13 protein-coding genes are annotated in these 13,004 nt (G+C 71.8%); 4 read left to right on the top strand and 9 right to left on the bottom strand.

Translation table 11 applies throughout. The features are described 5' to 3' along the window. Positions 1–462: 462 nt before the first annotated feature. Both VLK66_RS03055 and VLK66_RS03060 read left to right on the top strand, forming a co-directional pair. The gene (locus VLK66_RS03055; protein ID WP_325307809.1) at positions 463–1,014 is read left to right on the top strand and encodes a thioredoxin family protein; all 552 of its coding nucleotides are present in this window, start codon (positions 463–465) and stop codon (positions 1,012–1,014) included. A gap of 321 nt (positions 1,015–1,335) precedes the next feature. Further along, a complete protein-coding gene (locus tag VLK66_RS03060) occupies positions 1,336–3,330 on the top strand; it encodes a S9 family peptidase (protein WP_325307811.1) in 1,995 nt (664 codons plus the stop codon). Between the two features lie 94 nt (positions 3,331–3,424). Here VLK66_RS03060 and VLK66_RS03065 read toward each other — a convergent pair whose 3' ends face one another. The 7 genes from VLK66_RS03065 to VLK66_RS03095 form a co-directional block, all read right to left on the bottom strand. After that, positions 3,425–4,333: a hypothetical protein gene (locus VLK66_RS03065; protein ID WP_325307813.1), complete on the bottom strand. Its 909-nt coding sequence runs from the start codon at positions 4,331–4,333 to the stop codon at positions 3,425–3,427. Next, a complete protein-coding gene (locus tag VLK66_RS03070) occupies positions 4,330–5,865 on the bottom strand; it encodes a hypothetical protein (protein ID WP_325307815.1) in 1,536 nt (511 codons plus the stop codon). Before VLK66_RS03070 ends, VLK66_RS03065 begins: the two co-directional genes overlap by 4 nt. A 201-nt stretch (positions 5,866–6,066) precedes the next feature. Further along, a complete protein-coding gene (locus VLK66_RS03075; protein WP_325307817.1) occupies positions 6,067–6,939 on the bottom strand; it encodes a hypothetical protein in 873 nt (290 codons plus the stop codon). Positions 6,940–6,967: 28 nt separating this feature from the next. After that, positions 6,968–7,552 (bottom strand): NUDIX domain-containing protein, encoded by a 585-nt coding sequence (locus VLK66_RS03080; protein WP_325307820.1) that lies wholly within the window; start codon positions 7,550–7,552, stop codon positions 6,968–6,970. 141 nt (positions 7,553–7,693) lie between these two features. Further along, positions 7,694–8,803, bottom strand: coding sequence for an acyltransferase (locus VLK66_RS03085; protein ID WP_325307822.1), 1,110 nt, complete (start codon positions 8,801–8,803; stop codon positions 7,694–7,696). Between the two features lie 150 nt (positions 8,804–8,953). Further along, the gene (locus tag VLK66_RS03090; RefSeq protein ID WP_325307824.1) at positions 8,954–9,406 is read right to left on the bottom strand and encodes a hypothetical protein; all 453 of its coding nucleotides are present in this window, start codon (positions 9,404–9,406) and stop codon (positions 8,954–8,956) included. Next, on the bottom strand, positions 9,403–10,140 hold the full coding sequence (locus VLK66_RS03095; RefSeq protein WP_325307826.1) for a methyltransferase: 738 nt from the start codon (positions 10,138–10,140) through the stop codon (positions 9,403–9,405). The genes VLK66_RS03090 and VLK66_RS03095 overlap by 4 nt, the downstream gene beginning before the upstream one ends. 421 nt (positions 10,141–10,561) lie before the next feature. Between VLK66_RS03095 and VLK66_RS03100 the strand changes: the two genes are divergently transcribed. Next, complete coding sequence (locus VLK66_RS03100; RefSeq protein ID WP_325307828.1) at positions 10,562–11,515, top strand: hypothetical protein; 954 nt, start codon at positions 10,562–10,564, stop codon at positions 11,513–11,515. Positions 11,516–11,570: 55 nt separating this feature from the next. Continuing rightward, entirely contained in the window at positions 11,571–11,786 is a 216-nt protein-coding gene (locus VLK66_RS03105) for a hypothetical protein (protein ID WP_325307830.1), read from the top strand. Positions 11,787–11,829: 43 nt separating this feature from the next. On the opposite strand, the gene VLK66_RS03110 is transcribed toward VLK66_RS03105, so the two are convergent. Both VLK66_RS03110 and VLK66_RS03115 read right to left on the bottom strand, forming a co-directional pair. Continuing rightward, positions 11,830–12,312 (bottom strand): HEPN domain-containing protein, encoded by a 483-nt coding sequence (locus tag VLK66_RS03110; protein ID WP_325307831.1) that lies wholly within the window; start codon positions 12,310–12,312, stop codon positions 11,830–11,832. Continuing rightward, a complete protein-coding gene (locus VLK66_RS03115) occupies positions 12,309–12,929 on the bottom strand; it encodes a nucleotidyltransferase domain-containing protein (protein ID WP_325307833.1) in 621 nt (206 codons plus the stop codon). The genes VLK66_RS03110 and VLK66_RS03115 overlap by 4 nt, the downstream gene beginning before the upstream one ends. Between the last annotated feature and the right edge of the window lie 75 nt (positions 12,930–13,004).

The following is a 13,004-nucleotide window of genomic DNA, read 5'->3' on the forward strand; positions in this document are numbered from 1 at the left end:
CTCCTCCGCTTGGGGTGGAGGAGCCAACCTGTGGGATCGGCCGCCCGCGCGCTCACCTCACGCGCAGACCGCCACGAGTGCGATGCCGACTGTCAGATTTTCGCCCGCCGAAAGTGTCAGATTTACGCCCGCCGCTAACAACTCGTCAGACTTCCGTGTGATGCGAGGGCCCACGGAGGCATCCCGGCCGCTCCGAAGACTCTCCTGCGATGAGTTTCCCCGCCCCCACGGAGCGGGCGGAGAGGCCGGGGCCAGCTTGGCGGGCAGGATGCAGCCTTGGAGCGCGGATGGTTTTCCGTTGGGACTCACCGCCGGTCACCGCTCGCAAGCTGTGCAGATGCAAACAATTACAGTGTCGCCCTTGACGGGGTTTCTAGATTGGAGGCATGGGTTCTGTATCGCGATGACGGTTCACCGGCGCGGGTGGGGGTGGCGCGCCGTTCAGAGCAAGGATGGGCTGAAATGGGCGACTTCGACTACCGGAAATACTGGGACCTGGGGTTCACCTGGGATGACTACCTCGGCAACGAGGTGAAGGAGCACCGCGACCTCTGGCACGGCGTCTGGACCCGCTCGCGGGTGCCGGAGTGGGCCACGGCCGCCGCGCCCGCCGGCGAGTGGAAGGTGCTGGTGATCAGCGAAGACTGGTGCGGCGACGCATCCAACACCGTTCCCGTGATCGCCAGGCTGGCGGAGACGCTGCCGAACGTGGAGATGCGCGTGGTGAAGCGCGACGAGCATCCCGAGCTGATGGACCGGCACCTGACCAGCGGCTCGCGCTCGATCCCCCTCGCCGTCGTGCTGCGGCCGGACTGGTCCGTCGCCGGGCAGTGGGGGCCGCGACCGAGCGAGCTGCAGGACTTCGTGCTGCGCGAGAAGAAGGCGGAGCTCCGCCCCGTGGGCGACATCTACCGCGACGTCCGCACCTGGTACGCCCGCGACCGCGGCGAAACCACCATCCGCGAGATCTTGGCGGTGTTCGAGGCCGATTCGCCCCGCCGCGCGGCGGCATGACGGTTCGATCACCGGCAGCTCACAAGCCCTCCTCCGATCCACGGGGGAGGGCTCTTCCGCATGGGGAGAACCCGATGCTGCGCTGATCTCCGCGCGGTGCGGGAATGGCAAGGACGGGAGTCCGCAAAAGGCGGACTTCGGGCCGTTGTCGCCGCGAATTCCATTCGCCCTCCCCTGTCCGGCGATCGGACCCGCTTGCCGCCATCCCCCGCCCCGCTCTATATCTCCCGTATTCCGTATACAATCCCGGCGGCATCCGCGTCTCCCGGCGCGGCGGCTGCCCACCGCCCCGACACCCGCCTGCTCGGAGAGTCCATCCCCATGCGATTCCGCCGTTCCCTGGCCGCGGCCGCGGCGCTGGCGCTGGTGGCGCCCGCCGCCGCCCGCGCGCAAGCGCCGCAGCAGCCGACGATCGCGCCCAACGACAACCTGGTGGCCGACGGCATCCCGCCCATCCCCGCCTCGCTGGCCGAGGAGGTGCGGCGCTACACCGAGTCGCGCGGCGCCGGGCTCGCGAGCTGGCATCCGCTGCGCCGCGAGATGCTCATCTCCACCCGCTTCGCCAACACCAACCAGCTGCACCTGGTGAAGACGCCGATGGGCGCGCGGACGCAGCTCACCTTCTTCGACGAGCCGGTGGGCGGCGGAAGCTGGGAGCCGCGCGCGGGGCGCTACTTCCTGTTCACGAAGGACGTGGGCGGCAACGAGTTCGGGCAGATCTACCGCTTCGACCCCACCAGCGGGCGCAGCGAGATGCTGACACCCGGCGGACGCTCGCAGAACGGCGGGATCCAGTGGAGCCCCGACGGCACCCGCATCGCCTACGGCTCCACCCGCCGCAACGGCGGCGACCGCGACATCTTCGTCATGGACCCGGCCAACAAGGCGTCCGACCGCATGGTGCTGCAGGTGCAGGGCGGCGGCTGGGGCGTGAGCGACTGGTCGCCCGACGGGCGCCGGCTGCTGCTGGGCGAGTACATCTCCGTGAACCAGAGCAACCTGTGGCTGCTGGACGTGGCCACCGGGCAGAAGACGGCGCTCACCGACCCGCGCGACACCGTGGCCTGGAACCCCGGCGAGTTCACCCGCGACGGGCGCTCCATCGTGCTGACCACCGACCAGGGCTCGGAGTACCAGCGGCTGGCGCTGATGGACGTGGCCACCCACCGCGTGACCCCGCTCACCACCGGCATCAGCTGGGACGTGGAGAGCTTCGGCCTGTCGCCCGACGGCTCGACCGTGGCCTTCACGACGAACGAAGCGGGGGTGTCGAAGCTGTACCTGTTCAGCATGGCCACGCGGCGCGCGCGCCCGGTCACCGGCGTGCCGCAGGGAGTGATCGGCGGGCTGGAGTGGCACCACAACTCGCGCGACCTGGGCTTCTCCGTCTCGTCCGCCCGCTCCACGTCGGACGTGTACTCGCTGAATACGGCGACGGGGGTGGTGACCCGGTGGACCGAGAGCGAGCTGGGCGGGCTGGCGGCGAGCGAGCTGGCCGAGCCGGCGCTCATCCGCTGGCCCAGCTTCGACGGGCGCGAGATCACCGGCTTCTACTACAAGCCGCCCGCGCGCTTCACGGGAAAGCGGCCGGTGATCATCAACATCCACGGCGGCCCCGAGGGGCAGAGCCGGCCCACCTTCCTGGGGCGCGGCAACTACTTCGTGAACGAGCTGGGCGTGGCCATCATCTACCCCAACGTCCGCGGGTCCACCGGGTACGGGAAGACGTTCGTGAAGCTGGACAACGGGATGCGGCGCTACGACAGCGTGAAGGACATCGGCGCGCTGCTGGACTGGATCGCGCGGCAGCCGGACCTGGACGCCAGCCGGGTGATGGTGACGGGCGGGAGCTACGGCGGGTTCATGACGCTGGCGGTGGCCACCACCTACAACGACCGCATCGCCTGCTCGCTGGACGTGGTGGGGATCAGCAACTTCAACACCTTCCTGAAGAACACCGAGAGCTACCGGCGCGACCTGCGCCGCGCCGAGTACGGCGACGAGCGGCAGCCCGAGATGGCGCAGTTCTTCGAGCGCACGGCGCCGCTGAACAACGCGGGGAACATCACCAAGCCGCTGTTCGTGGTGCAGGGCGGCAACGACCCGCGCGTGCCGCACACCGAGGCCGAGCAGATGGTGGCGCGGGTGAAGCAGAACGGCAGCCCGGTGTGGTACCTGATGGCCCGCGACGAGGGCCACGGCTTCCGCAAGAAGGCCAACGTGGACTACCAGTTCTACGCGACCGTCATGTTCATCCGCCAGTACCTGCTGGGTCAGCAGCCGGGAACGCCGCAGCGCAGCGCCTCGGCGAACTGACCGCCGATCGATCGTGGCTGGATGAAGATGCCCCGGCGCGGGATCCGCGCCGGGGCATCTTCCTGTGTCCGAACCGCCGGAACTCGCCGCGTGGTCAGTGCCCGCCGCAGCGCCGTCCGGCGTTGGCCACGGTGGCCACCGGCTGGCCGTCGTAGCTCACCTGCACCGTCCCGGTCGCCCCGGTGGTGAACGGCGTCCACCCGCCGATGGCGGGGAAGACCAGGTCCTCGGCGGCGGTGGTCCCGTCGGCCGCCGTGGTGGTCACCCGCAGCGTGAGCTCCGTGCCGGTGTGGTTCTGCACGCGGAAGTCGTTGCCGCACACGTAGTCCACCCGAATGCCCGAGACGTCCACCTGCGGCGGGATGTCGGGGTCCACGGACGAGCGGGCGCAGCGCGCCAGGTTCTGCAGCAGCGCCGCCCCCCCGCCGCCGTAGCGGATGCCGTCGATGACGCGCGCCGCCTGCCGCTCGGCGTCGGCGGGGATGCCATTGTCGAGCACCGGCCCGCCCTCGCCCGCCGCGAAGCCGCATACGCCGGTGGCGGGGAGCGCCTGGGTGAAGAGCTGGGGACGGGTGTACCCCGGCAGGTACTGGCTGGCCCCCAGCGACGAGCCGATCACCAGCAGCCCCATCACCCGCGACTCGTCGGACGCGCGGCCGTCGCCGGTCACCTCCAGCGCGGCGCCGAACACGCCGGGGTCGCGCACCTGGCCCGCCACGGCGGCCAGGGCGCCCAGGTATGCCGTGTCGCGCGACGCACGCGCCGCACGGATGGCGCCGGACAGCGCGCCCGGCGCCGCCGCGGTGCACCCGGCGAGGTTGCCGTAGGCCACCGCGTCCATCGCGGCCTGCCCGCCGGCGGCGAGGTCGGACGTCCACGCCTGGCACTGCTCGGAGGTGGGGGGATCGACCCACCCCTGCGCGCGCAGCCCGGCAGCCGGCAGCAGGAGGATGGCGGCCGCGGCCGCCGCGGCGCGTGAGAAGAACGTTCCGGGAGTGCTCACGGGTCGCTCCGGTTGTGGTCCAGTTTGCACCCCAGCGAGGCGATCAGGAGGGGCGTGTCCGTCTTGTCGAACGCTTCCTGCAGCGGGTCGAGCTGCTTCCTCAGCATTCGTCCCAGCCTGTCGTACGCGTCCTGCAGCACCAGGTCGGGGTTGGTGGTCTGCGCGTAGGTCTGTTCCAGTTCCTGCTCCACGTTGCTCCCCTGGAAGAACCGCTGCGCGACGCCCCAGTGCGAGTCGGGCGCCTGCGTGGCGCCCTCGTGGCGGCGCACCTGGGCTTCCAGCGTCGTGAACATCGCCTGCGTGCAGGTGCCGCTTCCCCGCCCGTTCTGGTCCGCGTGCCATACCTGCGACGGGTCGCTCGGGCGCTCCGGGTGGTCGAAGATCGCCGGGTGCAGGTAGATGCTGAAGTCGATCACGGGCCACGGGTCCAGCATGTACATCAGGCCCGTGTTCGGGCCAGCGGTGGGCCGCGACAGGCGCACCGCCGCGATCTTCGCCGGATCCATCTCCGGCAGCGCGTTCCCCAGCTCGCCGCGCCCGTCGGAGGGCGGATAGGGCTGCATCCCGCCGCGCATCCCCTCGGTGACCGTGGGCGTTCCCACCGTCAGCTTGGGCCAGTCGCGCGGCTTGGCCGTGAAGTCCGCCGCGAAGGTCTTCTGCTCGCCCTCCAGCGAAACCCGCATCTCCACGTGCGTGCTGGCCACGGCGTTGCCTTCCCACACCCAGTCGGCTCCGGCGGCGCGGCTGGCGTTGGGAGTCTCGGCCACTGTGAAGCCCTTTCCCGTGGCGCGCTGGGCCAGCACCGTGTACGACCGCCTGGTTGAGTGGAATACGCAGCGCACGGGGGTGCCGCGCTCGACCGCCGCGGAGCCGTCCGCGCCCTTGCACACCAGCGACTCGTCCGGCTGCGTCGCCATCTCGGTGACCGTGATCACCTGCGAGCTGGTGAGCAGGTAGTGCCCGATCCACGGGCCGCCGTAGCAGGTGCTGACGCCGGTGATGATGTCGCGTCGCACCCATACGGCCGTTCCCGCGGGCAGGTCCACCTGCGACTCGATGCTGGTCGCGTCCAGCTTCGTCCACGGGAACTCGGGGGTGCCCACTCCCCTGGAGGTTCGCACTCGCAGCGTGTTGCCCCCCGGGTACACGCCCGCCGGGCCCCAGTCGCCCAGAACGGTGAGGTTCGCGACCGCGTCGGGGCACATTTCCTTGAGCTGCGGGTTGAGCGTCACGCTCACCACGCCGGTGATCAGCAGCCGGTACTTCCCGGCGTGGGGGGTCACGATCCCCGTGTTGGTCCAGTCCAGGTCGTCGTCGTTGCTGGTGGGTTCGATGGGGATGTTCCAGGTGCCTACGACGGTTTCGCCGCTCGCGGCGGCGCGGAAGGGCGCGGGCGAGGGGGCCACGGCGGTGGTCGCGTCGGCGCAGGCGGCCGCCGCGAGCAGGGCGGCCAGCGCCGCCAGCCGGCGCGCGCCGGAAAACGGCGCGCGCGTGGGTGTGCCGCCCGGTGGCGGCGTTCGCGATGCGTGCATGGAGCAGTGGGTCGGGGGAAGAGAAGAGTGGTCCGCCGATGCGCGGGACAGCCGCGCGGGAGGCGCGGACTTCGGGATGGCCTGGATCGGGGAATTCCGCTCGGTCCGGAGTTTGGGACGGACCGTAGCGCCACGGCCCGTGCGAAGGACGGACACGGAACGGTTCGGGATCGAACGAGCAGAGCCGGGTGATGCCTCACACTACCCGGAGCCGCCACCGCCCGCAAGTATAGTGATTCTAATGTCTCGATAGGGATGTAACGCCGTAGATGCCGATCCACCGTTCTCCAAGTCGGAAGAACGGTCGGCGGGGGATCGAACTCCCGCGCGATTCCCCAAACGCCGCTGCGCGTCCGCCACGCGCGCCAGGATGCTGCCCGGCGCGGCGAAACGGCGCAGGCGCGCGTAGGGGATGGTTACGCGCTCGCCGCACACCGCGACGGCGTGCGCGAACACGATCTCCGCCGTGAGCCCCTGCGGCGACAGGCTGTAGACCTCCACCTGGTCCGGAAGTTCCTCGGCCGGGATGATGCCGTCGCACTGGTTGCGCTCGTTCGGATTGTCGGGCGCTGGGCGGCGGGCGCGCGCGACCTGCCGCGGGAAGATCGTGCGCACGATCTCCATCCCGTCGCGGCCGTAGTTCGCGAACAGCGCGTGGAAGGGCACCTCCCTCCCCGTCCGCAGGTCGTACGTGGCGGAGAGGTTCGCGTCGTCGGTCGGATACGGGCCGCCGCAGAACCACGACGCGAGGATGAAGACGCTGAACACGTCGTCCGCGGCGTAGGTCACCCGCGAGCGCACCTCGTAAGGCTGCGCGCGGCGGCCGCGCACCGGGTCGCACCGCAGGCCGGCCGCGAGCGTGTCGAGCCGCGTGTTCACCGCGCGCGCCTGCCGCGTCGCCAGAGTGATGCGCGGCAGCACCGCCCCGCTCACCGGGCTGCGCACCATCCGGTACGGAATCGCCCGCGGCGCGGCGGCCGGCGCGCGGGTCTGCGCCGCCGCGTCCGTGAGCGGAAGCGTCGCGAGCACCAGCGCCGTGGAGACGCGCATCAGGTGGCGAGAAACCAGAGTCATCGGGATGACGGGGAGATGAGGTCGGCGGTCAGCACGGCGGCCGCAGCCACCCCGCGAAGTATTCGCGCACGACCTGCGCATGCAGGGGGAACGCCATCTCCTCCGATGGCCCGCCGAGCACGACCCGCTCCGACGTCTCGGGCGACGGCGTGAACGGCGGCAGCGCGTCCGCGCACAGCGGCGGCGCCAGGCCGAACACCAGCAGCGTGCCGTCCGGCGCGGAGAGTACGCGCACCTCGCGGATCCCCGCCGGGTCGATGCCGATGCCCGTCTCCTCGCGCAGCTCGCGCGCGGCCGCCGCCTGCCAGCTCTCGCCGACGTCCACGTAGCCGCCGGGGAGCGCGAGCCGGCCGACCGGCGGAATCGCGCGGCGGATGGCGAGCAGTCCCCCCTCCACCGGCTGCAGCAGCACGGCGACGGGAGCCGGGTTCAGATACGCAACGCTGCCGCACGACGCGCAGCGCCGCGGCCACGGAGCATCGTCCGCGAACCGGGCCCCGCAATACGAGCAGTGGCTGTTCTGCACCATCTTCCATCCCCCGCTTCTCAGCGCCAGCGCGCCCCGCTCGAACACGCCAGTCCCCCTCGCCGGCGGCTGAAGCCGCAGCAACATCCACGGGAAGCCTCGCAAACTGCGCGAGGCTGTTCGGCTCGGAAACCGGTTCCGGCGCTCACGACCGATCTCTCATCCTCCTGGACGCGCGCACTCCGGGGACGACTCAGCCCGGAACGCACTCACCGTGCGGATTCGGGATCAGTACGTCGGCGCGGCGACCGGGATCGCCAGCGCGGGCGGGGCGAGCACCACCGCCACCGGGCGCGGCGCGGCGAAGCGGCGGCGCATCCAGGCCGAGACCGGCGTCACGAACCGCTCCGTCGCCGCCACCGCGAGCACCAGCATCCCCGCGAGATACGCCGCGTACACCGCCGCGCTCGCGGCCGTCGTGGCACCGGGATACCACCCCATCGCCTCGATCCACGCGATCACCGGCAGGTGCAGGAGGAAGATGGCGATCCCCGCGTGCCCCAGCCGCTGCAGCCACGGCCGCGAGAGCACCCGCCCCAGCGCGCCGCCTCCGCTGGCCAGCCCGACCAGCAGCAGCGCGAACACCGGCGCCAGCAGCCCGTTGTGCATCACCGGGCGCGGCACCAGGCCGATCACCGCCAGCACCGCCGCCCACATCCCCAGCGCCCCCGCGGTCGCCCGGGTGGAAGCACGCGCCGACAGCGCGGGGCGCGACAGGAACCACTTCGCCAGCAGCATCCCGAACAGGAACTCGGGAAGGCGCATCAGCGGGAAGCTGAAGAGGAAGCGCGACGCCGCCCCGCTCGCGTGCGGCCACGCCACGCACGGCGCCACGGAGACCGCCCACACCGCCGCCATCGCCCACGGCAGCGCCCGCGCGGGGATGCGGCGGAGGCGCTCCAGCAGCCAGGGGAAGGCACCGTACGCCAGCACCAGCAGCGACACCGTCCACGCGGGCGTGTTCAGCACGTGGGCCAGGTTCGGGAGCCACGCCTGCTGCCCGGTGAGCCCCGCGGCCAGCGGCACCCACGTCTCGCCCCAGTCGTGCGACCGCAGCCAGAGCGGCAGCACGACCAGCTGCGACACGATCATCAGCGGGTAGATGCGCGAGAAGCGCGCGGTCCAGAACTCCCGCCGCGAGACGGTCATCGACCCGTCCGGGCCGCTGTAGACCCACACCAGGATGAAGCCCGAAAGCACCAGCAGCAGCGTGGCGCTGGTGTACCCCGCGCCGATGGCGGCGCGCAGCGGCGCCGGGAGCAGCCGTGCGCGGAGCGAGTGCTCCAGCATCACGTGCGCGGCGGCCACGAACCGCAGCCCGTTCACGGCGGAAAGCACCGGCCGTCGGGCGGCCGGAGGCGAGAACTGCATGGAGGGAGAGCGGGTGCGGCGGGAGAGGGGGCCAGAGCCGGAAGGCGCGTGGAAATTACACCCGAATGGACGCCCGGCGCCAGCTTTTCGTCACATTGTACAATTTACGCCACGATCTCACGCCGCCGAGGCCGCGGCGCGCGGTTCGCCGGCGATGTCCGCGCGAAAGAACGGCCACGCGTCGCGCAGGTACAGCGCGAACGGGATCCACCAGACGAAGTCGTTGGTCAGGCAGAGGACGAAGGTCGCCGGCGGCCACTGGCCGGTGGCGATCAGGCGCGCGAGCCCGATGGGCCCCAGCACCTTCCCCAGCAGCCCCACCGCGGCGATGGCGAAACCGCGCTCGGGAACGCGGGCGACCTCGAGGTAGAGGAAGCCGTAGACGCCCACCACCATTCCCAGGCAGGCGAAGATGGCGGCGTGGTTCAGCGGCTCCATCGCCGCGAAGCGGAACAGCCACTGCGGGTCGGCCGCGGCGTACGCGCCCCACGCCAGGTTGTAGACGCCGGCCAGCGCGAACACGGCGCGGTGCAGGCCGCGGCGGCGGATCGCGCGGGCGGGCGGCGTCACCGCCCGGCCACCTTCAGCACGCGCGTGTGCTTGCGCAGCGTGCGCAGCACCACGTACGCGGCCACGCCGGTGCCGAACAGCGCCAGCCAGAACGGGTGCGCCTGGACGCGGTGCAGGAAGTACACGTCCGACGCGGTGCGGATGGCCATGAACGACGCGGCCAGCCCCAGGAAGCCGGGGTACTCGGCCGCCAGCACGGCGCGGAGCGAGAAGGGCAGGTCCGGCCGCGTCCACTGCGAGAACTCGGGGATGAACGCCGGGGTGGCGGCCGCCCACTCCTTCCACGCGGCGCCGTGCTGGCGGCGCAGGAAGTCCTCCTCGGCGAACATGATGCGCTCGTAGTAGATCCAGAAGAACGCGGCCGCCAGGATCGCCGCCGTCCACATGCGCGGATACAGCGCCACGCCGGCCCACATCAGCGCGTTCCCCAGGTACAGCGGGTGGCGCACGATGGAGTACATCCCCGTGGTGTTCAGCCGCGCGGCCACCTGCGCCCGCCGGTTGCGCCCCGAGGTGCCGCGCGGCTTGGTGCCGATGGTGTGCGCGCGCACCAGCACGCCCGTCATCGACAGCCCCACGCAGAACGCCTCCCACCACGCGTGCGGCGGGTGCACGCGCGGGTCCGGCGCCCACGGAAGCAGCGCCAGCACCAGCGCCAGCGGAACCAGCGGAAGCCAGCTGCGGTGCCGGAACAGCCAGTTGCCCTGCGCGACGAGCTCGTTCTTCAGTGCCATCGGATGCGGGTTCGGGCGTGCGTCTCAGGCGGACGGGCGTGGAAAATCTCACCGGCGGCGCCCGCGCGGAAGAGGGGAAATCCCCATCGCCCGCGCAGGCCGCCGCGCGCCGGATGAACACAGCCCCGCCGCGGTTTGCGCGGTGGGGCTTTCGCCGTGCGAGTGACTGAATCTAATCATTATCCCTTGCGGCACAAAGGGTTTGCGCGCGGCGCGACGTTCCGTCCCCCGCGCCGCTTCCGATCCCGGTGGTAATGCCTCGGCCGCGCCGCTTGCGCCCGTTCGCGGTGCGCACTAAACCTTTGCATCGGCCGCGAATGGGGATTTTCATCCTCCCGCGGCCCCGGATCCCGACTGGATCGTCCCGCATCTCCCCGCCCCGCCGTCCCCTCGCCGGCCCGCGACGGGCGATCAGCATCCGATGAATCCCGCAGCACTCCCGCGCGACCCGATGAGCTCGAACCCGGAGGATGGCGTGCGCTGGAACCCGTTCCGCAACCTGAAGCTCTTCCCCGCCGCGCCGGCGGACGCGGGCCAGGCCGCGCCCGAGCCGGTCGCCGCGCGCTCCACCGTCCCCGCCGACCCGGCGCTGGCGATGGACTCGCCGCGCGGGGACGTCTCGATTCCCTGGCAGCCGCCGCAGCTGCGCCTTCCCTCCGTCCCCGCCGCGCTGGACGGCGGCGTGGCGCCGGAGATGGGGGATGAAGAGCAGGGGGATGAAGATGCGTCACCGCTCGCGCACCTGGCCGGTCCGCGCGCCTTCCTGCGCGTGGCGTGGGAGGCGCTCACCGAGCCGGGCCCGCCGCCGGACGACGACGAGCTGGACCGCGACGCGGCCGACGAGTACGCGCGGCGGTTCGCGGTGGCGCGCTTCGCCCGGCGCGTGCTGGAGCCCGATCCCCACGCGTGGGTCGAGGCGCTGGTCACCTACCGCGAGCGCATCCGCCTCCCGGTCGCCGTGCCGTTCCGCGTGGCGGTCGAGCCCGACCTGCAGGTGCGGCTGGCGCTGGAGCTTCCCGCGCCGGCGCTCGTCCCGCCGCGCCCGCGCGAGACGGCCACCCAGCACCGCGCGCGCTACGACGAGCTGTGCTGCGGCATCGTGCTGGCCTTCGCGTGCGACACCTTCCGCCTCCTCCCGCCCGCGGCCGACCAGGTGTACGTCACCGGCTGCCGCGTGGAGACGAACCCCGCGACGGGGCACCCGCACCACGCCATCCTCCTGCGCCTCGCCACAGACCGCGCGTCGCTGGACGCCATCGACCTCGCCCGCGCGAGCGCGTCGGCCGCGTTCGAGCACCTGGGCGGCGCGGCGCGCAGGCAGCGCGGCGAGCTGCTGCCGCTGGCCTTCGAGGAAGACGGCGAGCGGGTGATCTGACCCCGCTCGTCATCTCCATCGTCCCCCCTCCCCCGCCTTCCGCAGTGGAGTCCCGATGCTCATCCATTGTCCCGAGTGCCGCGAGCGCACCAGCGACCGCGCGCTGATGTGCCCGCACTGCGGCTTCTCCGTCGCCCCTCCGCGCAACGGCCCCGGCACGCTGGTGATCGCGTCCGGCGTGTTCCTGGGCCTGCTCGTCTGGAGCCTGATCCCCTTCGGCCTCGCGTTCCTCTTCTTCGGCGCCGTCGCCAGCGCCGTGAGCGGGCGCTGACCGGAAAGCCCTCGCAGCGGGAGATGCGAGGGCTTTCGCGTGATCAGGATGACGGAGGTGCTGCAAGCCCGCCTTTCAGGGCCGGCCTGGCATCGAGCAACCATCGATGGACCCGCTCCAGAAGCGCCGAGACCGTACGCCGCGCCTTCTCCAGATCTTCCGGCTCCAACTCCTCCTCATCCCCATACAGCGCGGAATGGCGTCCGCCGCGAATCCCCTGCATCGTATCGGCAATGCGCTCCAGGTCCTCGTCACCGAGCGCGCCGAGGGCGTAGAAACTCACATGATGGTGCCCCCCGACAGCCCCTCGCTGCCGGTACCCCGCCGCGCGGACGGCGGCGCTCGCCGCACGGAATGCCGCCTGGTAGACGTGGATGAACGCGCCCGCCACGCTCAGGCCGGGCACAGAGGCGTCCGCCCACTCGCGGAGCGCGGCACTCCAGATCGCCGCCACCTCGGCGTCGTCCGCGGGCACCGGCTCCAGATTGCGCGCCTCGATCAGGCGGTCGATGCGGTGCTGCCTCATGCCGGCACCATTCCGAGCCGGTCCTCGTCGCCCACGATCCAGCGCTTGGGGCCGGCCAGGATGCGCCTGAGGACGGCGTTGCCCGCCGCGATCTGGCGGTCGAGCCGGTCGCGAGTGTAGCTCCGGATCTCCACCGGCCGCCCGAGCAGCACCGAGGCCCCGGCCACCTCGCGCCCCAGCCGCGCCTCCGACGCCTCATCGCCCACGACCAGGACGTCGATGTCGCTGTCGGCGCGCGCATCGCCCCGCGCGAACGAGCCGTAGACGAACGCCGCCTCGATCCCCTCCACCCCCGCGATCGCCTCCTCCACCACCTCGGCGGGATCGGCGAAGTGGCGGATGAGCTGCCGCAGCCCCGCCCAGCCCGGGTGCGTCTCGGCGGTGCGGTAGAGCACGCGCCCGCCCGTCTCCTCCCGCTCGACCAGCCCGCGCCCCTCCAGCCGCCGCAGCTCGCGCGAGAGCGAGCTCATCGACAGCCCGGAGCGCCGCTGGAGGGCGCGCACGTGCTCCGGCTCGTCTCCGTGCAGCGCGAAGTGCAGCACCAGCCGCGCGAAGGCGGGCGATGCCAGCACTTCACCCAGGCCCGGAAATCCAGCGCTTTCTTCAGATCGAATCATTCTTCATCCGGACGAGGTTCATCTCTGCTCCAAAATTTGGATCAGCATCACCGCCCTGTCAATCCACGGATGAAT

Source organism: Longimicrobium sp., assembly GCF_035474595.1.
Classification (GTDB): Bacteria; Gemmatimonadota; Gemmatimonadetes; order Longimicrobiales; family Longimicrobiaceae; genus Longimicrobium.